The following is a 20863-nucleotide window of genomic DNA, read 5'->3' as shown; positions in this document are numbered from 1 at the left end:
CCTCCTCGTCGAATTCGAAGTGCAGGGCCTCGACACAGCGTTCGTATTTGGCGATCAGATCCGCTTCGCTGTCGGCGCCGATGAAGAGATCCGCCAGTTCGTAGCTGTAGCTGTCCTGCGCCGGCATATCCGACAGCCGGGTTCCCTCGCTGGGAACCACTTCGATGGTGACGCCGGGAATGTCGTCCTGGATCCGCTCGATCTCGGCCGCCGTGGGAATTCTGGTCACGATCGCGTCGGAGAAGCGGCGGTGGTAGCACTTGGCGGCGATGTCGTAGCGGCCCTGGCCCTTCGGCAGCCGCGGATCGAGGCCGAGGCCCAGTCGCACCATGCAGTGGTGATTCGGCACGCCGTCCACGGCATAGAACATGTCGGCGTGCGATTGCGAATGGCGGGCGTTGATCTCCAGGACCGAGACCCGTCCCGTCTCCGGCTCGCAGAAGAATTCGATGCTGAAGGTCGAATTGTCCAGGCCCATCTGCGCTATGACGCGCTCGGAGATCTCGGTCATCCGCGCCACGACCTCGGGCGGCAACTGGGACGGATATTGATGCCGCAGGAAGCAGGGCGTATCCGGATAGTTGATCGAATCCAGGGCGCCGTTGACGGTGACCTGCCCGCGATAGACGTATCCCTCGGTCGCGGCCTGCACTCCGGTGAGCGTTTCCTCGGCCAGGCAGGCCTGGCCGCCGATCGCGGCGATCTCCGGCGGAAGTTCGATCCGGTCGAGTACGAATTCGAACGGTTTGCCGACACGGCCGACGCCCTCGCGGATCTGTTCGACCGCCGCCTCGAACTCGCGATCGTCGTGGACGTGGAACGCCAGTTCCGAGGAGAAGGACTTGACGGGCTTGAGCCACACCGGATAGTTCATCCCCTCGGGCAGCCGGGCCTCACCGTCGAGATCGACGATTCCGAACTTCGGGATCTCGTCGATCACCTTGCTCTGCTCGATCCGGCTCCAGTACTTGTGCTCGCATTTGACCACTGCCTCGAGATCGGCGCTGGGCAGTCCGAACTGTTCACACAACATCGGAACCAGGGCGGTCACCGGGAAATCCCAGTAACCGACGACAGCCGCGATATCGCCGTCGAAGCCCTTCAGTGTTTCGTGCGCTTTGTACAACAGGTCCTCGATCGGAATCTCGCCCTCCTGCGTTTCCTCGATTCCGAGCAGTGGGTGGAACCGGAACCGCTGCGCATCCGGAATCTGCTCGAGGGTGCGCAGATTTCCGTCGTCGAGACCGATTACGAAGATGTCGGCAGTGCTCACGAATTCCTCATTTCGAAATGTTTTCCACGGGCGCGTGCATCGATTCCCTGGCATCCGGCCGGGGCGCCGGGCGTTGCACGATCCGCACCAGCCGGCGCATCGCGTGCCGCGCCTCGGGAACATCCGAGAGATGCCACGCGTGGAACATTCCCGGATATTCGAAGTAGGCGAGTTCGACACCCTCACGCACGCACCGCGCCCGGAAGCGCCGGGCATCGGCCAACAGGATGTCGCGGGTGCCGACGAACAGGTTGAGGCGCCCGGGCGTCGCGGCGGGCGCGTTCAGCGGGCTGATCATCGGATCGCACCGGTCGAGGTCACCCGCGTACAGGCGACCGGCCTCGGCCAGTCCCGCGACGCCGAGGTAGGGGTCGCACGGCTCGAGAGCCCGGGCCATGGGATCGGTCATGGTCACGTCGAGCCACGGTGAGATCATCACGACCTCCTTGGGCGGGACCGCCTCCGTCGCGCCGAGCTCGCGCGCCAGCACCAGCGCCAGCGCGGCGCCGGCGGAATCACCCATGAACACCTTGTTCTCCGAGGCCGTGTGCGCGAAAACCTCGTCGTGCACGGCGCGCACCATGGCCACCGTGTCGTCGCCGTGGTGTGCGGGCGCGAGCGGGTAGAGCGGCACGGTGACGCTGCATCCGGTCCGGTCGACCAGTCGCGCCAGGAACTTCCAGTGGTCGTGCTGGATCTGGTGCACGTAGGCGCCACCGTGCAGGTAGAGGACGTGGCGCGAGGTGCCGCCCTCGAGTGGCCGGATGGTGTAGACCGGCCGACCCTGCATGGTGCGGCGCGTCACCCAGTAATGGGTGTGCAATTCGGCCGGCGGGCGGTCGCGGTCGGGCCGCTGGCTCTTGCGGATGCTCTCCCGTAGCGCGTGCGCGTCGGCAAAGGTCTTGTCCGCGTGGGTCATTCGCATGCCCGCGATCAGCATCCGGCTGCGCAGACTCGGTTTCGCGTGGTTCACCGGGGCTACCGGCTCCAGGTCAAACATGGTCACGGGGGATCACCCTCTTCCAGTTCCGCGAGAACATTCGCTGTTCACCCTCGAATCCGTCGAGTTCGGCGTGGACGAGGAATTCGGTCGAGGTACAGGTGACGCGGGTCCGGGTCTCGGTGCGGGCCCGCCAGTCGCCGCGGGCGAAACTCATCGACCACGACGTTTCCGCTGTGGCGGAACAGAATTCGTCCGCCTTCCAGCTGTAGCGTTCGTGGACGCGGCGGTCGACGTCGAGATCGTGCTCGTCGAAGCGGACGAGGCCGGCGTCCTTGACGATGTCGAGCGCGGACCGGTATTCGATCAGGTCGCGCGAGACCGTCCATTTCTGCTCGCCAGGGCTGATCTGCGTCGTGCGCATCGGCTCGGCGCCTTCCGGCTCCTCGAACGGGCGCACCGCGACATCGTCGGATTCGGCGACCGGGCGGATCGGCAGCGTCAGCGCGCTGCCTTCGGTGTACACGGTGACCAGGGCCGGTTCCGGCGGCGGCCACGCCAGCGGCCAGTACGACGTCGACAGCGACAACCGGATCCGGTGACCCGGCGGGAAGGCCTGGGCCACGGCGTTGAGCTGGACGGTGACGCGGTAGCGCCGACCCGGTTCCAGCGGCTCCGGTTCGTCGTGCCCGTCGCGGTGGGTCAGGTTGAGCAGGCCGTAGGTGACCCGGGTGGCGCGGCCGTCCGGGGCGACATCCGAGAGCCTGGCCGCGACCATCGCCACCGGTTTGTCGGCCGACACCTCCAGCGTCACGGTCGGCGCGCCCAGGATCTCGCAGCGTTCGGTCAGCGCGTCGGTGTCGAACACCAGCGAGCCGCCGTCCTCTTCGCGCTGGTCGTAGGGCAGATCCGGCGGAGCGCTGTAGGACGCCCACTTCCCGGCGAACTGTCCCACCGACAGCGGCGACTCGACCGCGAGCGCCGCCGGGGCCACCGGCTCGTCCGGGCGCGCGATCCGAGTGCGTGCCAGCGGGTGCGCCACGGCCCGCACGTGCGGTGAGGGCCACGCCGGCTCACCGACCCAGCGGCCAGGCCGCTGTTCGTAGGACGTGGACGGCGGCACGCTCTCCTGCATCCACGTGCGCAGCATCGGCCCGTCCATCACGCCGTTGTCGATATCGCGGAGCCAATGGTCCCACCAGCGCACCACCTCCTGCAGGTAGCCGATCGCGGGGCCGGGTTCGCCGAGATGTGGATATTTGTGCGACCACGGGCCGATGAGGCCCTTGCGCGGAACTTCCAGGTTCTCGAGCAGCCGTGCGACGGCGTTGGAATAGCCGTCGGCCCAGCCGCTGGAGGCCAGCACCGGAATCTGGACGTCGGCGTAGTTCTCGCAGACCGACGCCCGCCGCCAGTAGTCGTCGCGGCGCTGGTGCTCGAGCCAGTTCGCGGCCCAGAGGCTGCAGTTCTCCAGCCGTTCCAGCCACATCTCCCGCCATCGCTCGCCGACCAGCGCGGGATCGGGCGGCAGCGTGCTGTAGGCGAACATCGTCGCCGATTCGGCGATGTTGTCCGACAACAGGGCGCCGCCCATGTAGTGCATGTCGTCGGAATAGCGATCGTCGGTGAACGAGGAGATCACGATCGCCTCGAGCCCCGCGGGTTTGCGGGCCGCCACCTGCAGCGCATTGAAGCCGCCCCAGGAGATGCCCATCATTCCGAGCCGGCCGTTGCACCACGGCTGCGCCGCCATCCAGGCGAGCACCGCTTCGGCGTCGAGATGCTCTCGTTCCAGGTATTCGTCGGCGAGCACTCCCTCCGACTCGCCGGTGCCGCGCAGGTCGACGCGGACACAGCCGTAGCCGTGGCCGGCGAGATACGGGTGGTGAATCGAATCCCGCACCGCGCTCAGATCCCGCTTGCGATACGGGATGTATTCGAGGATGCCGGGCACCGGGGCGTCGTCGGAGGCGACCGGCCGCCACACCTTGGCGGCCAGCCGCACCCCGTCCGGCATCGGAATCCACACCTGTTCGTCCACGGTGATCTGCTGCGGCATGGACGTCACCGTCCGCATCAGCCCTCCTTGATCCACATCGGCGGCCGGTTGCGGGCACCGCGTCTCGCCGCCCGCCACCGCCCCCGTCGATTACGCACTTTCCGGCGGCTACCCGCTCACGGCCGCGCTACACCGGCAGCGCACCCGGTGGTGCGATTCACCACGAAACCACTTCTCGTACAGCATGTTTCGCTGCGAATCGGGCACGCTGACGGCCGCTGCGCGCCGACGGTGTGAGCTGGGCTACATCGCTCGCCGAGTCGTGGCCCGTGGGGCGGATGTGCCCAGTTTGAATCCTGGGGACCGCGGCTATGACTGCGCCATCATGAGCGCACTGTCTTCGCCGTTGCTGTTGCTGATCTTCCTGGCCTGCGCCGCGGCCATCTGGGTGGCCGGCGTGAAACTCTCCGACACCACGGATGTGCTGTCGCAGCGCTGGCACCTCGGTGAGGCGCTCGGCGGGGTCCTGCTACTGGCCGTCGCCACCAATCTGCCCGAGATCGCGATCACCGCCAGTGCGGCGCTCGCGCATCAGCTCGACGTGGCAGTCGGCAATATTCTCGGCGGGATCGCGCTGCAGACCGTCGTCCTCGTCGCGCTCGACGCCGCCGGTGTCCGCCCGCGCGCGCCGCTGACCTATCTGGCCGCCTCGCTGACACTGCTGCTGGAAGGCGCGCTGGTCGTGGCGTTGCTGCTGCTCGTCGTGATGTCCACCCAGATGCCGTCCGACGTCATCGCCTGGCGGATGACGCCGGGAGTCGTGCTCATCGCGGTGCTGTGGGCCATCGGATTGCTGCTGCTGCGCCGGGCGGGACGCAGCCTGCCGTGGCACGAGGCCGGCGACGCGCCCGGCGGCCAGGACCGTCCGGCCGGGCACTCCACGGCCACGAAGGAGGATCACGCCACGCGTCGCGGGGTCGGCACCGGCCGGACGGCGCTGATCTTCGCCGGGGCCGCCGTGGTCACCCTGGCCGCGGGCGTGTGCATCGAGCGCAGCGGTGAGGAACTGTTCGGCCGCTGGGGAATGTCGGGAGTCGTGTTCGGCGCCACGGTGCTGGCCGCGGCCACCTCACTGCCCGAACTGTCGACCGGACTGACCTCCACGCGCATGGGTGATTACAAACTCGCCGTCAGCGACATCTTCGGCGGAAACGCGTTCCTCCCGGTGCTGTTTCTGCTCGCGACGTTGCTCTCGGGGTCGTCGGTGCTTCCTCGAGCCCACAACACCGATATCTACCTCACCGCCCTCGGCGGCGTGCTCACCCTCGTCTACATGACCGGCCTGGTGTTCCGTCCCCGCCGCCAATGGTTGCGGATGGGACCGGATTCGCTGACCGTGCTCGTCGTGTACGTCCTCGGCGTGGTCGGGCTCGCCCTCATCCCGACCTGACCACGATGGCGGTGGCGGGGTGGCGGGATTCCGGAGGTACCTAGGATCGAGGTGATCCACTTGCCGGAGGATGCGAACAGACAAGGGGTGCGGGTGATTTCAGCACGCGAGATGTGGGCGGTGTTCGAGCCGATCCACGCGGTGACCTATTTCGCCCCGGAATGCCGGGCCGAATTCGAGCAGGCGGGTCTGCGCGGCTTCTGGCGCGGTTATTTCGGCGGTCGATCGGCGCCGTTCGGGCCGGTCGGTCCCGGCGTGGTGACGGCGGCCTTCTTCGGCTTCTCCCCCGCCATGGTGGCTCGCGCGCTGCCGGGCGTGTGGGAGTTGGCGACGCCGCAGCGAGTGCTCGCGGCCCGCTCCGCCGGCGCCCGCGCCGCGCTGATCCGGCTCGGCGGAACCGACGAGGAGTACGCCGAGGCGGCCGAACTGGCCCGGCGGGCCGCGGCAGCGGTCGAACTCGAAGGCAAACCCCTCGCCGCCGCCAATGCCGACCTGACCTGGCCCGGCGACCCGCTGTCGGTCCTGTGGCACGCCTGCACGGTGCTGCGCGAGCACCGAGGTGACGGCCATGTCGCCGCGCTGACCACCGCCGGACTGACCGGATGTCAGAGTCTGGCCTGGCGCGCCGCCACCGATTCCGGACGCGACATCCTGCAACCGGCTCGCGGGTGGGACGACGAGCAGTGGGATCGCGCGATCGCGGGCCTGACCGACCGCGGCTGGCTCGACGCGGACGGTCGGCCCACCTCGGCCGGTCGCGCCGAATTCGACGAGATCGAAAGGCGCACCGACGATTTGGCCGCGCGGCCGTGGCGGGAGATCGGGTCCGCGGCGACCGGACGCCTCGCCGAGTTGCTGCGGCCGCTGGCGCGAGCGGCGCACACCGCTATGCCCGATCGCACCCCCATCGGCACGCTGCCCCGCCCCTGAGCTTCCCGATGCCCGCCGCGCCACCGACGAAACGGTGACATTGCTGCACGCCGCGGCGGCGCCGGCCCCTGGGCAGCGCGAGGGAGAGTCCGGCGAGAAAATTGACCAACGTCCCACGCATCGGAGCCTTCGGCACGATTCGGCGGAGCGAGCGAACGCGGATAGTTGCCGTATGAGACCCGATGAGCACGTCGGCGACCCGGTCGGTGAGATCGGTGAGGACCTCCTCGGACTCCGCGCCGAGGTCCGGTGGTCGCCGTAGCGCCAGGGCGTGGGCCGTGCCGAGCCGGCATGCGGTGCTGCCCGCGGGCTTCGCAAGAACCCGGCAGGAGGCATTCGATGGTGTTTCGTGATCGCGTCGAGGCGGGCAGCAAGCTCGCGACGCACCTGATGGCCCTGCGTGATACCGATGTCGTCGTGCTGGGCCTGCCGCGCGGCGGAGTGCCCGTCGCCTTCCAGGTGGCGCGGGCACTGCGCGCGCCGCTGGACGTGCTGGTGATCCGCAAGCTGGGCGTCCCCTATCAGCCCGAACTCGCCTTCGGCGCGATCGGCGAGGACGACACCCGGGTAATCAACACCCTGGTCGTGCGCCGCACCGGGCTGTCCGAGGACGACATCGATGCGGTGGAGAAGCACGAACGCGCGGAACTTGCGCGTCGCGTCGACATGTACCGGCAGGGGCGCGACGGACCGCCGCTGCGTGGCCGGACCGTGGTGCTCGTCGACGACGGCATCGCGACGGGGGCCACCGCCCGCGCCGCCTGCCGCGTGGCCCGTGCCCGCGGCGCCGCCCGCATCGTCCTCGCGACTCCGGTCGCCCCGCGCGAGGCATTGGCGTCGCTGCGGCCGGAAGCAGACGACATCGTCTGCCTGGAAACGCCGCTGCTCTTCGACGCGGTCGGCCAGTGGTACCGGCACTTCGGTCAGACGAGCGACGCCGAAGTCGTCGATCTGCTCGCCCGGGCGGCGGTCGCCGCCCGCGAACGACCCGATGTGGCCGATTCCGACGATCCGCCGCTGGTCGACGACGAGGTCACCATCACCGTCGGGAAGGCCGAACTGAGCGGCCACCTGACGGTCCCGGAAGCCGCGACGGGCGTCGTCATCTTCGCGCACGGCAGCGGCAGCAGCCGGCACAGTCCGCGCAACCGATTCGTCGCCACCGTCCTGCAGCGGGCCGGACTCGGAACGTTGCTGTTCGATCTGCTCACCCCCGCCGAAGAGCTCGACCGCGCCAACGTCTTCGATATCGGCCTGCTGGCGAATCGGCTGGCGGGTGTCACGCGGTGGCTCACCGGGCTGCACTACGCCGACGACCTTCCGATCGGGTACTTCGGCGCCAGCACCGGGGCCGCCGCCGCGCTGCGGGCGGCCGCCGCGCCGGAACTGGGCATCGCCGCCGTCGTCTCCCGCGGCGGCCGGCCCGACCTCGCCGACCTCTATCTGACCGCCGTGCGAGCGCCGACCCTGTTGATCGTGGGTGGAAACGACCCGACGGTAATCGAATTGAACCGGTTCGCCCAGCGAGCGATGACGTGCGAGACACGCGTCGAGATCGTGCCCGGCGCCACCCATCTGTTCGCCGAGCCCGGCACGCTGGAAGCGGTGGCCGAACTGGCCCGCGACTGGTTTTGCACCCATTTCCGCGAATCCACGGCCCGCGCGCGACCATGACCGGGTGAGCCGCGTCCTCACCCTCGCGTGCGACCCTCGCCCTCCCCGATGGTGCGGACCAGAAAGACCCCGGTGACCACCGCGACGGCGGCCGCCATGGCGAGCCCGCCCACTGCCCCGATCGCGGCGATCTGCGCCGCCGACTGCCCGGGCTGCCACCACGGGGTGGTCACCGCGGTGAACACGCACAACCCGGCGATCCAGCCGATGGCGTTGCCCCAGGGCCACAATGCCGCTCGCGCGCAGTAGTGGCGCAGCACCGTCCACTGAGCGACACCCAGGGAGAACACCACGACCAGGCCCGCGGCCACCACCGCCGGAATCTGCACCCACAGCGGCCACCGTGCGACCCGTTCACCGAAGAGCATCGGCATCATCCCCAGCGTCCACGCCACCACCGCGGCCGCCGCCGTGACCCCGATCCAGGGCGCCGCGCGCCAGTGCGGCAGCGCGGATCGCAGCACGGAGGACTGGAACGCGCCCAGGACCGCCCCCTCCACCGCACCGGCGGTCAGCATCGCGGCGGCCGTGACACCGGCACCGGCATGCGCGGTCGCCGCGGCGGCGGTCGCCGGGGCGAGAAAGCCGAGGAATTCCCCGACCGTCACGGCCGCCACCCACCGGCGCCACAGCGCCGCGGGTCGGGAGAGCGGGCGCAGTAGCGGTTGCTCGATCGTCATGGTGGCCGCCTCACTGGTCGAAGTCCGTGATTCGATCCTGTATGGCGGCCCCGGCCGCCCGGCAGATTCGAAAGGCCTTGATGGTCTCCGGTTTCCGGCATTTCCTGCCCCGGCACCCAGCGCATCGACGCACCACGGGCCGCATGGTCCACATTCCGGTGACTTTGGTCCATCACGAATTCCCGGGCCATCGGCGACGCTGGTACCGATGGAGACGAACGATCCCTTCGCCGCACTCGCCGAAACTCATTCGGCGGTGGTCGTGCTGTACGGAGACCGCGCCTACAAGGTCAAGAAGCCGGTGCGGACCGACTTTCTCGACTTCTCCACGCGGGCCGCGCGCGAAGCCGCCTGCATGCGCGAACTCGAACTCAACCGGCGATTCGCCCCCGATGTCTACCTCGGCATCGGGCACCTGTCGGATCCGACGACCGATGCGGACGAACCCGTGCTGGTGATGCGCCGGCTCCCCGACGCCACCCGGTTGTCGCGTCGCCTCGACGACCCGGCCGTCGCGCGCGACATCCTCTCGGTTCTGGTACACGACGTGGCCGCCTGGCACGACCGGGCGTCGGCCGGACCGGCGATCGATCGCGCGGCGACGGTCACGGCGGTGCGCGAGCGCTGGATGTCGTTGCTGTCCGGAATGACCCATCCCCCGATCGAACCGGCCGCGGTACGAGAGCTGACCGAACTGGCGATGCGCTACCTCGACGGGCGGAAGGCGCTGTTCGACAAGCGCATCGCCACCGGGCGCATCGTCGACGGTCACGGGGATCTGCGCGCCGACGACATCTTCGTCACCGACGACGGCGTGCGGGTCATCGACTGCCTCGACTTCGACGACGAACTCCGCCACGTCGATCGGCTCGACGACATCTGCTTCCTGGCCATGGATCTGGAACGCCTCGGGTATCCGGAGCTCGGCCGGGCCGTCGTCGAGGAGTATCTCGAAACGACCGGCGACCCGGCGCCGGACTCGCTGTACCACCACTACATCGCCTACCGGGCGGCGGTACGCGCGAAGGTCGACTGCGTGCGATTGCGGCAGGGGGAGCACCACGCGGCGGCGAGTGCGGTCCGGCACGTCGAGGTCGCCCTGCGCCACCTCGCCGCCGGCGCGGTGCGCCTGGTCCTGGTCGGCGGCCTGCCGGGCACCGGCAAATCGACGATCGCCCGCCGCCTGGCCGCGGCGACCGGCGCGATCCTGTTGTCCAGCGACCACATTCGCGCCGTGGCGCGCGCCGAGGGTGTGCTGGACGGTGCGGCCGGCGAGTACGACCACGGCGCCTACACGCCCGCCGCCCGCGATCACGTCTACACGGTCATGTGCGCCGAGGCGCAGACTCTGCTCGCCGCCGGCCGCTCGGTCGTTCTGGACGCCAGCTGGATCGACGAGACGCAACGACGCCGAGCGTCTCGGCTCGCGACCGACACCGCGGCGGATCTCATCGAACTCTGTTGTAGCGCACCGACTTCCGTCGCCGCCGCACGCATCGCGGCACGCAGCGGATCCGAATCCGACGCCACACCCGCCGTCGCGGCGGCCATGGCCGCGGATCGCGACCCGTGGCCCGGTGCGGTGGTCCTGGACACCACCGCCTCCGAGGACGAGACCGTCGCAGCCGCGCTGCGCAGCTATCGGCACAGGATCGGACGGGGGGACGCGTGACCGCGGAGCCGGCCGTCGACCTCACCGACGTCACCTACCGCCGTCTCGCCCCCGGCGACTGCGATGCGGTCCGGCATCTGCACGCGACGCTCGATCAGCGCGACGGCTACTACCGGTTCTTCGGCGCACGGCCGAAACATCTCGAACAACTGGCGGCCGCCATATCGCTGAACGACCCGAGGCACTGCGCCTTCGGCGCCTTCTCGGGCGGTCGGCTCATCGGGGTGGCGAACTACGTCGTGCTGCCCGACACCGACTGCGCCGAGGTGGCCATGGTGGTCGCCCATGAGGACCAGCAGTCGGGTATCGGCACTGCCCTGCTCACGCGGCTGGGCGAGGACGCACGACGGCACGGCATCGCCCGGCTCGCGGGCGACATCCTGGCCACGAATTCGAAGATGATGCAGTTGCTGATGGACATCGATTTGCCGATGTCGGCCCATCGCGACGACGAGGTCGTCCACGTCGTTTTGCGGCTCGGCCCGTCGTAGCTCGGCACATCGCTGTCGGGCGCGCCTGCGATCAGCCCATTTCGGCTACCGGCGCCGCGGCCCGCGTCTGCTCCTCGTACAGCTGCTCGATCCGCGAGCGCAGCCCGGGAGCGGTGCCCGAGGTGGTCAGGGCGGCGGTCGCCGCGGCGATACCCAATCGGATCGCGTCGTCGAGCTCGTAACCGCGCGTCAAGCCGACGGTGATGCCGCCGACCATCGCGTCCCCCGCGCCGATCCCGCTGCGCACCGGCACCGGTATCGGCGCGAACCATTGCGATCGCTCGGCCGTGACCGCCAGTACCCCCTCGGCGCCGAGCGACACGACGACGACCTCGGCGACCGAGGCGTGCACGAGTTCGCGAGCCGCGGCAGCCTGTGCCTCGCGATCGGGCAGCGCGCGCCCGACCAGCTGCGCGAGCTCCCGCACGCTCGGCTTGATCAGGAAGACGCCGCGCCGGATCGCCCGCAGCGCGGCCCCGGAGGTGTCGAGAATCATCGGAACACCTTGTGCCGCAGCCACATCGGCGAGAATCTGATAGTAGTCGGACTCGACGCCGGGCGGCAGGCTGCCGCTGGCCACGACATAATCCGCTCCGGGCGCGCAGTGCTCCACCGCCGCCAGGCAGCGGTGCTGTTCGGCCGGTGTCAGCCGCGGCCCCGGGAAGACGAATCGGTACTGCTCCCCCGTGTCGTCGGCGAACACGGCCAGATTTTCCCGGCTCGGCTCGGCGGTGGCCACGGCGTGTGAGGGGATATTCGCCGCGCGCACCAATTGCTCGAGGAAGACACCGGTGTGCCCACCGGCGGGATAGATCGCGGTGACGGGCTCACCGAGGGCCGCGACCGTGCGAGCGACGTTGATGCCGCCGCCGCCCGGGTCGAATCGCGGTGCGCTACAGCGCATCTTGTCGGTCGGAAGAACCCGCTCGGTGCGGGCGGCACTATCGATCGCGGGATTCATCGTGAGCGTGACGATCGGCATACGGTCCATCTCACGGGATCGGCGGACCACCGAGTAGGGCATTCCGGTCGGCCGCGGTGGTGACCGAAGTCCCGTGTCCGGTGCGAGCGCTGCTTCTACAGTCGAGTAGGAGCAAACGTCACCGAACCCGGCCGAGTGCCGGAGGGAGGCATCATGGTCCGCAGCACCGCACGACGGCCGGGCTGATCGACCGTGCTCGGCTCCGTCTCTCCGGATACCGACCGCGCGGCCGAGGTGCCCGCTCAGGTCGAAGCCACCGAACCGCTGGACCTGCTGCTGCGGGATCTACGCAGTTCACGCGGCGGCCTGTCCACCCGCGAGGCGCAACGCCGGCTGATTCACGCCGGGCCCAATACGCTGCGTCGCCGAGGCACCCGGCAATGGCCACGACAGCTGCTGCGCCAGTTCACCCACCCGCTCGCGCTCCTGCTGTGGGCCGCGGCGGCACTGGCGTTCTCCGTCGGCATCGAAGCGGTCGCGATCGCGATCCTGTCGGTGATCGTGCTCAACGCCGTCTTCGCCTTCGTCCAGGAGCGCCACGCCGAACATGCCGTCGAGGCGCTGGCCGCGTTCATCCCTTTGCACGCCACCGTTGTTCGCGACGGGTCGCGCCGGAGCGTGGACACCGCCGACCTGGTGCCCGGCGATGTGCTGATCGTGTCCGAAGGGGACAAGATCTCGGCCGATGCCCGCCTGCTCGACGGCGCCGTCGAGGTGGATATGTCGGCGTTGACCGGGGAGTCGGTGCCGGTCCACCGCAGCGCCGGGCCGGTCGATTCCACCGTGCCGCTGTTGCATGCCACCGACGTGATCTTCAGCGGCACCGCGTGCACCCAGGGTGAGGCGTCGGCCGTCGTCTTCGCCACCGGGATGCGCACCGAACTGGGCCGGATCGCCTCGCTGTCGGAGCGGGTGCGCACCGAGGAGAGTCCGCTCGAACACCAGGTGCGGCGGGTGGCGTGGCTGATCGCCGCGATCTCGGTACTGCTCGGCGCGGCGTTCATCCCGCTGGCGATCTTCGGGGCCGGGCTGCCGTTCCTCGACGCGGTGATCTTCGCCGTCGGGCTGCTGGTGGGCAACGTGCCCGAGGGGCTGCTGCCGGTGATCACCCTGGCCCTGGCCATCGGGGTGCGCCAGCTGGCGGCGCGCGGCGCGGTGGTCAAACGGCTCTCGGCGGTGGAGACGCTGGGTTCCACGGACGTGATCTGCACCGACAAGACCGGAACCCTCACCGAGAACCGGATGCGGGTGATCACCATCGCCACCGCCTCCGGTGAGATCGACCCCTTCGCCGCCACCGACGTCACGGAACCGGTGCGCCGGGCGGCGCGGGCGATGACGCTCTGCAACAACGCCCATCCGGCACCGACCGGGGAGCTCGCCGGCGACGCGACCGATATCGCCGTCCTCGCCGCGGCGACAGCTCTCGATCCGGCGGGCCCGGACGGACATCGATTGCGGCAGTTCGCCTTCGACTCCGTACGCAAACGCATGTCCACCCTCGACGACGCCCGCGGCGTGCACACCGTCCATGTGAAGGGCGCGCCCGAAACCGTCGTTCCGCTGTGCACGGCCGAACTCGCCCCGGACGGAACCACCCGCCCGCTGACCGAGCGACGGCGAGCCGAAGTTCTCGCCGCCGTCGACGCGCGGGCGCACGACGGATACCGGATGCTCGCCATCGCCGACCGGCCCCTGTCCGCGGGCCGCCCGGATCCGGCGACACCCGCCGCGGCCGAGACCGATCTCACCCTGCTGGCGGTCGTCAGCATCGTCGACCCCCCACGCCGGGAGGTACCGGGCGCCGTAACCCGTTGCCGCACCGCGGGAATCCGGATCATCGTCATCACCGGCGATCACGGGGCGACTGCCGCCGCCGTCGCCCGCCAGGTCGGCATCGTGCACGGCACCCCGGCCATCGTCACGGGCCCCGAACTCGACGCCATGAGCGAAGCCCAGCTCGACGATCTTCTCGCCGGCGCCGACGAGGTGATCTTCGCTCGGTCCTCACCCGAAGCCAAACTGCGCATCGCGGACGCCCTGCGCGCCACCGGGCACGTGGTGGCCATGACCGGCGACGGCGCCAACGACGCACCCGCGCTGCGGCGCGCGGATATCGGAATCGCCATGGGCCGCAGCGGAACCGACGTCGCCCGCGAGGCGTCGACGATGGTCCTCACCGACGACGACTTCGCCACCATCGCCGCGGCGGTCGAGTCCGGACGCCGGGTCTACGACAACATCCGCAAGTTCATCTTCTACATCTTCGCCCACGCCACCCCCGAGGTGCTGCCGTTCCTGGTGTTCGCGCTGTCCGGTGGCGCGGTGCCCGTTCCGCTGACGGTGCCGTTGCTGCTGACCTTCGATGTGGGCACCGAAACGCTTCCCGCCCTCGCGCTGGGCCGCGAACGCGCGGAGCCGGGCATCATGCGACGGCCGCCGCGGCCCCGCGGCGAACCGGTGATCCGGCGCCGGATGTTGTTGCGCGCCTGGCTGTTCCTGGGACTGATCTGCGCCGTCCTGGCCCTCGCCGGTTTCTTCGCCGTCCTGATCTCGGCGGGCTGGCATCCCGGCGACCCCACCGGGCCCGGATCCGCACTGCACCACGCCTACCGGCAGGCCGTGACGATGTTGTTCGTCGGCATGGTCGCGGGCCAGATCGGCACCGCCTTCGCGGCCCGCACCGAACGCGCGTCGCTGCGGTCGATCGGGGTGTTCTCGAATCCGATGCTGTTGTGGGGCATAGGTTTCGAGTTGGTGCTGACCGCCGTGGTGGTGTACGTGCCGCCGCTGCAGGACGTCCTGGGCACCGCGGCCCTCGCACCGTGGATGATCGCCTTCGTCGTCCCGTTCCCGTTCATCGTCTGGGGATGCGACGAGGTGTATCGGTGGGTGTTGCGGCACCGGGTGCCGGAGCCGTCGGCACCCGAGCCGTCGCCGGCGCCCGAGTCGTCGCCGCCCGAGCCCTCGCCGGTGTCCGAGCCGTCCTAGCGTGTGGGGCCGGTTCAGGCGGTGGCGCGGGCGCGGGCCAGCAGCGTCTCGATCTCGTCGGTGACCGCCGCCGGGATCAGCTCGATATCGGGAGTGGTGTCGTAGTCGCCGGTGATCCCGAAGGTGAACTGGCCGGCGTAGCTCAGCATCGCGACCGTGGTGCGCAGCCGCATGGCCACCGGGATTCCGGGCCAGACCTGCTCGACCTCGGCGCCCGCCATGCTCAGCCGGTGGCGCGGTCCGGGGACGTTGGTCGCGAGCGCGCTGATGCCGCGTTGCGGGAAGCGGGTGGCCAGCCGGAACGCCCACGCCGCCACGCCGGCGGGCAGCCGGCCGGCCAGCGTCAGCAGTGACGCCTCCGCCTCCGCCTCGCCCCGCGCGCGATGGCGGACGATGCGTTCGTGCACCGTCTGCAGGCGGTGTACCGGATCGGCGACATCGACCGGCAAGGCGGCGATGACGACCGAGACCCGGTTACCCATCGCGTATTTCGCGTCGGCCGAGCGCATCGACACCGGTATCACGATCCGTACCGAATCCGCCTGCGGTTCTTCGCCGCGCGCGCACAGCAGGCGTCGATACGCTCCGGCGAGCGCGGACACCGCGACGTCGTTGACCGTCGCGTCGAACGCGGCGCCGACCTCGTGCAGCTGCGACAGCGAGGTCCGCGCCACCGCATACCGGCGCCGGCGGCCCAGCGGGCCGTTGAGCGAGGATGTCGGGGTCGGGACCACGGTATCGCGCAGCAGCGGCACCAGCGTGCGGGCCGTGCGGACAGCGAAACGGGAAGCGGTGTAAGGCAATCGGATCACGGTCCCCGCCGTGTCCCGCAGGCTCACAGCGGTGTCCGGCGGCCGCACCGGCAGTTCGGACGGCGTCTCCGGCTCTTCGTCGCAGAGACTTTCGAACACCGTGATGCCGGCGATCCCGTCGACCATGCTGTGGTGTGCCTTGACGATCACCGCCCACCGGTTCTCGGCGAGATTGTCCACCACCACGACCTGCCACAGCGGATGTTCGCGATCGAGGCGGCGGGCGAGCTCCTCGCCCACCAACTCGCGTAACGCCTGCTCGTCCCGGGGGCCGGGCAGCGCCGTCCATCGGACGTGGCGGGACAATCGGAAATCCGGGTCGTCCTCCCAGCTGGGCGCCGTGATGTCCAGCGGTGTGCGCCGCATCCGCTGGCGCAGGCGCTCCTTGCGGCTCAGCGCCCGGGTCACGGTCTCGTCGAACCGCTCTCGGCTGGGCGCCGGCCCGGCGACGATCGCGATCGCGGCGATGGCGATATTGACGTGGCGGTCGCTGTCCTCCAGCTCCATGAAACCCGTGTCCAGCGGTCCGAATTCGTTCATGGTGGTGGCTCGTTCCGAAACATGCCGGCGATCTGCCGAGCTGGTGGGTTCAGTCTCGTGCGCTCCGTCGTGTCACCGGCAGATGCGAAGGTCGCCGCCGCGAGTGACGAAAGGCGGCCCGAGGCGGGCAGTGCTGCTCTGGCGGGGACACCGGTGGTGCGAGCGCGTCACGGCTGCGGATGCACCACCATGACCGGGCACCAGGCGTGCTGCACCAGCGAATGGGAGGTGGAGCCGAGCAGCGCGCCGAGCACCGCGCCCCGGCCGCGGCTCCCGACCACCAGCAGTTGCGCCGATTTCGACGACTCCAGCAGCACCGCACCGGGATCGGCCAGCGACACCCGGCGCGCCACGGCGACATCCGGATACTTCTCCTGCCAGCCCGCCAGCCGTTCGGCCAGCACGGCACGTTCCCGCACCTCGACCTCGCGAGCCGAATACAGGATGTGCGGATCGTCGGCGAACTGCCCGTAGTAGACGTCGTGGCATACGTGCACGGCGACGAGTTCGGCGCCGCGTTCGGCGGCTTCCTCGAAGGCCGCGCCGATGGCTGCCTCGCTGACCGGCCCGCCGTCGATGCCGACCACGACGGGGCCCTCGGTGTGCACGCGGTTCTCCTGCGGATCGGTCCGCACCACCAGCACCGGCCCGGTCGCATGGGCGGCCACCGCCGACACCGTGGCCCCGAAATGACCGGCCAGCCGGTTCGTGCCGAGGGCCGCGAGCACCACCGCGTAGGCGGATGCGCTGGCGTTCACCAGCGCCCTGGCGGGGTCACCGTCGAGGACCGCGGTCGAAATCCGCAGCCCCGGCAGCACCGCCCGGACTCGCTGCGCCGACCGTTCGACCAACGAGGCGCCGCGCTCGCGAGCCGCGGTCAGCATGGCGGCCGCGGGTGAATCGAGCGAGCCGATGCCGAGCTGCAGCCGGTTCAGGTCCAGCGCGTGCACGATGCGCAATTCCCGCCCGCGCTGCGCGGCCATCCCCGCGGCCCAGTCCACCGCGAGATCGGCGTGCCCGGAACCGTCGACACCCACCACGACCGCGGCCGCGGCGGAATGGCGGATGTCGGAGCTGTGTTCGGGGGTCATGGCGCCCTTCCTTCCGTGCGACGGCCCGCGAGGTGCTCGGCCGTTGTTCTCACGGTAGAGACGACGGCCGATGCCGCGATGCGGCCGAAAGTCCTCATCTCGACCGCGCGGCCCGCATCTCGCACCGCGCCCGATGCGGGACCTTCGTCCAGGGATGGGAGCCGACGGTCCCTGGCGTGTGTTCCGGGCCGGAACCAGGATCGATGCAGGAGGTTCTGCCATGTACGCTCGCGACATTCTCAGCCGTCCCGTGGTCACCGTCCACGCCGAAACCCCACTGCCCCAGGCGATTTCCCAGCTCACCGAGCGCGGCTTCGCCGCCCTTCCGGTCGTCGACGAGGACGGGCACGTCGTCGGCATGCTGTCGGAATCGGACGCGCTCTCGGCGCCTGCCTCGGACGCGACGGTCGGGGCGGCGATGACCACCCCCGCCGAGGTGATCGAGCCCGGAACCGACCTCGCCACCGTCGCCGCGCGCATGCTCACCCGGCGGTTGCGTTCGATGCCGGTGGTCGAGGCGGGGATTCTGGTCGGCATCGTGGCACGCCGGGATCTGCTGCGCACCCTGATGCGCGACGACGCCGCCGTGGAGGCGAAGGTGCGCGCCCTGCTCGACGACTACGCCGGCAGCCGCCGCCAGTGGACGATCCGGGTCGACGGCGGTCACGCCGTGATCACCGGCGGATTCGCGGATGCGGCCGAGGAGCGGACGGTGACGGCGCTGGCGCTCACCGTCGACGAGATCACCCACGCCGAAACGGTTCCCGGCCCCGGCCCCGTCGCGGATGCCACGGGCGCTCCCACGGCACCGCTGTCGGAATGGCTGCATCGCAAGGCCGACGAGACCATCGGGTGACCCACCGGGCTCGCCCGGCGGTCCACCATGCCGAACAGCGCGAAACCCAGCCTCCATCAACGTGATTCGCGGCTCACCCTCGTCCGGGAGCCGCGAATCGGTCGTTGTCCGATACTGCCGATCACCCCCGAATGATCATCCCCGACGAATCACGCCACACCGTTGTGGCCGACTCCTGCCGATGCGGCGACCTCGTCGTCGCCGGTTCCTTCGACACTTCTATTGTGGTCTGCATCACAGCCGAGGAGCAGTATCGGAAGCCATCGCGGGAAGTGGCCAATCGGGTCGCTGTCCGGGACGTCCGGCCCGGTGCGGGCCTCACCTTTCGGTGACGAGAGTCCCCGCGCGTCCGGGACTTTCGCCCCTGTCCCGGCGTGGCGCGGAACGTGCGCGGCGGCTCTCGCCGGTCACCCGCGGCGGCGGTCCTCGTGCAATCCGATGATGGCGTCGGCGAGCAGCGGCGCGATCGAGCACACCTCGATCTTCCCTGCCTCCGCATCGTGAAAGACGCTGTCGGTCACGACGATGCGGCGGAGTCCGAGTTCGTGCAGACGCGCCGCCGCCCCGTCGCTCAGCGGGCCGTGGGTGGCCGCCACGAGCGTGTCGGCGGCCTGGTACCGCACCAGGTGGGCGGCCGCCTCGATCGTCGCCCCGGTGCAGATCATGTCGTCGACGAGGGCGACGGGGCATCCGCTGACCTCGCCGAGCAGATCGAGTGCGCGCACGCTCGTATCGCTCAGCCGGTGCTTACGCACCACCGCGACGGATGCGCGCAAGGCGGCGGCGAAGTGTTCGGCGCGCTCACCGGCGCCCAGGTCGGGGGCGACGACCACACCCCGGCCGATCATGGCCGGCTCCAGTTCGCTCGCCAGCAGCGGCACCGCGGTCAGGATTTCGACCGGCACCGGGCAGATCGCCCCCAGTGCGGGCGTGTGCGGGTCGACCACGACCAGCCGGTCGGCGCCCGCGTGGGCGATGGCTTCGGCCGCCACCCTGGCGCCGATCGCCTCCCCCGCCGTACCCCGGTCCTGACGGGCATAACCGAAGTACGGAACCACCGCGGTGATCCGGCCCGCGCCGGCGCGGCGGCAGGCGTCGAGCAGCAGCAGCAACTCGACCATATGCTCGCCGACCGGTGGCGACGTCGGCTGCACGATGTACACATCGTCGCCGGAGACGTCGGCGACGACCACACGCCGTTCGCCGCCGGCCGTCGGCTGCGAATCGCAGCACTCGTGCGAATCCCCGCCGATTCGCGCGACCACGGCGTCGGCCAGCGGCGGGTTGGCGCTGCCGCGGATGATGCGCAACGTGCTCATCGCGCCCCGGCACCCGTCTCGGGACTCCCGGCGAGGAAGTCGACGCAGGTGCGGATCGTGGCCAGCCGTGGATAGTCGGCCTCGGCGATCGGCTCCTCGCGCAGATTCGACAACCGTTCGACGAAGGTGAGGAAATCCAGCGAATCCAGTTCCAGGGTGGTGCGCAGCGGCTCGTCCGGTCCGAGTGCGGTGAGTTCGGCGTCGGTGGCGAATCCGCGCAGTGCGGCACGCACGGCGCTGTCGGCCGATTGCCGGGAAACAGTGGTGGACATGGCTTCACAACTCCTCGGGTTGATGCAGCAGGTCGGCGACGGTGTGCAGGAATCGGGCGCCGGTCGCGCCGTCGCTGGCGCGATGATCGGCCGACAGGGTGACGGTCACCTGCGGCCGCACACCGAGCAAACCGTCGACAGCGCACGGCCGGTCGGTGACGGCGCCCAGTCCGACGATCGCGACCTGCGGCACGGCGATCACGCCGAACACCGACTCCACGCCGAGATCGCCCAGGTTGGTGACCGTGATGGTGGCCGCGGTCGCGTCCGAGGAGCGCAGGCGGCCGGATCGGGCGCGCTGCACCACCGATCGCATCGCGGCCATCATCTCCGCGGCGCCCAAGGTGTCGGCGTCGGGAATCGTCGGCACGATGATGCCCCCGCCGCGCAGCGACACCACGACGCCGAGATGCACCGCGGACGCCGGACGGAACTCGTCGTCGATCCAATATCCGTTGAGCTGCGGCACCCGGCGGGCAGCCCCGGCCACGGCGCGAAACAACAAGGCGGCCATCACGATTCGCTCAGCGAGCGGCGCGCCGGCATTTCGCTCCCGCAGCCGGTCGGCCGCCGCCGAGACATCGACGACATCGGACAGGTAGTAGTGCGGCACGGTTCGTTTGGACCGTGCCATCGTCGCGGCGATCGCCGAGCGCATCGCCGCCGCGTCGCGCGAGCCCGGGAGCGGGGTGGCGGTGTCCGCGCGAACCGTCTCGTCCTCCGATGGCTGTGCCGCGGCGGGTGCGGGGACACCCTCGGCCGGGAGGTCGCGGGCGCGCACGGCACCGGCGGGACCGGTTCCGGACAGCCCGGACAGGTCGAGTCCCCGCGCTTCGGCGAGTCGCCGCGCCAGACCGGAGGCGCGTGCGACGTCCGGCTGCGCCCCGGACC

At 70.2% G+C, this 20863-nt stretch carries 17 protein-coding genes; 7 read left to right on the top strand and 10 right to left on the bottom strand.

Translation table 11 applies throughout. From position 1 onward, the window contains the following. From NN2_RS32575 to NN2_RS32565, 3 genes are all read right to left on the bottom strand, one after another. Positions 1–1273: ATP-grasp domain-containing protein (locus tag NN2_RS32575; RefSeq protein WP_063018779.1), on the bottom strand; the 1273-nt coding region annotated here is incomplete at its 3' end. A gap of 7 nt (positions 1274–1280) precedes the next feature. Next, on the bottom strand, positions 1281–2273 hold the full coding sequence (locus NN2_RS32570) for an alpha/beta hydrolase fold domain-containing protein (protein WP_063910936.1): 993 nt from the start codon (positions 2271–2273) through the stop codon (positions 1281–1283). After that, the gene (locus tag NN2_RS32565; RefSeq protein ID WP_063018784.1) at positions 2266–4290 is read right to left on the bottom strand and encodes a CocE/NonD family hydrolase; all 2025 of its coding nucleotides are present in this window, start codon (positions 4288–4290) and stop codon (positions 2266–2268) included. Before NN2_RS32565 ends, NN2_RS32570 begins: the two co-directional genes overlap by 8 nt. A gap of 307 nt (positions 4291–4597) precedes the next feature. Here NN2_RS32565 and NN2_RS32560 point away from each other — a divergent pair, with 307 nt between their 5' ends. The 3 genes from NN2_RS32560 to NN2_RS32550 all read left to right on the top strand — a co-directional run bounded on the left by NN2_RS32560 (position 4598) and on the right by NN2_RS32550 (position 8266). After that, positions 4598–5662, top strand: coding sequence for a sodium:calcium antiporter (locus tag NN2_RS32560; protein WP_063018777.1), 1065 nt, complete (start codon positions 4598–4600; stop codon positions 5660–5662). A 93-nt stretch (positions 5663–5755) separates the two neighbouring features. Further along, entirely contained in the window at positions 5756–6592 is an 837-nt protein-coding gene (locus NN2_RS32555; RefSeq protein WP_231983140.1) for an SCO6745 family protein, read from the top strand. A 339-nt stretch (positions 6593–6931) separates the two neighbouring features. Continuing rightward, positions 6932–8266 carry a phosphoribosyltransferase family protein gene (locus NN2_RS32550; RefSeq protein WP_063018773.1) on the top strand — a complete coding sequence of 445 codons (1335 nt, stop codon included), beginning with the start codon at positions 6932–6934 and terminating at the stop codon, positions 8264–8266. A gap of 17 nt (positions 8267–8283) precedes the next feature. Here the strand turns inward: NN2_RS32550 and NN2_RS32545 are convergent, their stop codons facing one another. Then, positions 8284–8946, bottom strand: a complete 663-nt coding sequence (locus NN2_RS32545) for a hypothetical protein (protein ID WP_063018771.1) — start codon at positions 8944–8946, stop codon at positions 8284–8286. A gap of 208 nt (positions 8947–9154) precedes the next feature. On the opposite strand from NN2_RS32545, the gene NN2_RS32540 reads away from it, so the two are divergent. Both NN2_RS32540 and NN2_RS32535 read left to right on the top strand, forming a co-directional pair. Then, the gene (locus NN2_RS32540) at positions 9155–10618 is read left to right on the top strand and encodes a bifunctional aminoglycoside phosphotransferase/ATP-binding protein (protein ID WP_063018769.1); all 1464 of its coding nucleotides are present in this window, start codon (positions 9155–9157) and stop codon (positions 10616–10618) included. After that, positions 10615–11109 (top strand): GNAT family N-acetyltransferase, encoded by a 495-nt coding sequence (locus NN2_RS32535; protein ID WP_063018767.1) that lies wholly within the window; start codon positions 10615–10617, stop codon positions 11107–11109. Before NN2_RS32540 ends, NN2_RS32535 begins: the two co-directional genes overlap by 4 nt. 31 nt (positions 11110–11140) lie before the next feature. Here the strand turns inward: NN2_RS32535 and NN2_RS32530 are convergent, their stop codons facing one another. Beyond that, complete coding sequence (locus NN2_RS32530; RefSeq protein ID WP_063018782.1) at positions 11141–12091, bottom strand: 1-phosphofructokinase family hexose kinase; 951 nt, start codon at positions 12089–12091, stop codon at positions 11141–11143. Positions 12092–12283: 192 nt separating this feature from the next. On the opposite strand from NN2_RS32530, the gene NN2_RS32525 reads away from it, so the two are divergent. Beyond that, positions 12284–15082, top strand: a complete 2799-nt coding sequence (locus tag NN2_RS32525) for a cation-translocating P-type ATPase (RefSeq protein WP_063910934.1) — start codon at positions 12284–12286, stop codon at positions 15080–15082. Between the two features lie 14 nt (positions 15083–15096). Here the strand turns inward: NN2_RS32525 and NN2_RS32520 are convergent, their stop codons facing one another. After that, entirely contained in the window at positions 15097–16434 is a 1338-nt protein-coding gene (locus NN2_RS32520) for a wax ester/triacylglycerol synthase family O-acyltransferase (RefSeq protein ID WP_063018765.1), read from the bottom strand. 167 nt (positions 16435–16601) lie between these two features. Further along, on the bottom strand, positions 16602–17525 hold the full coding sequence (locus NN2_RS32515) for a universal stress protein (protein ID WP_063018763.1): 924 nt from the start codon (positions 17523–17525) through the stop codon (positions 16602–16604). Positions 17526–17745: 220 nt separating this feature from the next. Here NN2_RS32515 and NN2_RS32510 point away from each other — a divergent pair, with 220 nt between their 5' ends. After that, the gene (locus NN2_RS32510) at positions 17746–18381 is read left to right on the top strand and encodes a CBS domain-containing protein (protein ID WP_063910933.1); all 636 of its coding nucleotides are present in this window, start codon (positions 17746–17748) and stop codon (positions 18379–18381) included. Positions 18382–18788: 407 nt separating this feature from the next. Here NN2_RS32510 and NN2_RS32500 read toward each other — a convergent pair whose 3' ends face one another. The 3 genes from NN2_RS32500 to NN2_RS32490 form a co-directional block, all read right to left on the bottom strand. After that, positions 18789–19700 carry a ribose-phosphate diphosphokinase gene (locus tag NN2_RS32500; protein ID WP_063018759.1) on the bottom strand — a complete coding sequence of 304 codons (912 nt, stop codon included), beginning with the start codon at positions 19698–19700 and terminating at the stop codon, positions 18789–18791. Next, positions 19697–19972, bottom strand: coding sequence for a hypothetical protein (locus NN2_RS32495; RefSeq protein ID WP_063018757.1), 276 nt, complete (start codon positions 19970–19972; stop codon positions 19697–19699). The genes NN2_RS32500 and NN2_RS32495 overlap by 4 nt, the downstream gene beginning before the upstream one ends. A gap of 4 nt (positions 19973–19976) precedes the next feature. Continuing rightward, the coding region (locus NN2_RS32490; protein WP_174555041.1) for a 2-oxo acid dehydrogenase subunit E2 at positions 19977–20863 on the bottom strand (887 nt) is incomplete at its 5' end.

Source organism: Nocardia nova NBRC 15556 (assembly GCF_001613005.1).
GTDB classification, from domain to species: domain Bacteria; phylum Actinomycetota; class Actinomycetes; order Mycobacteriales; family Mycobacteriaceae; genus Nocardia; species Nocardia nova.
This window is presented reverse-complemented; position numbering and strand designations above follow the sequence as displayed.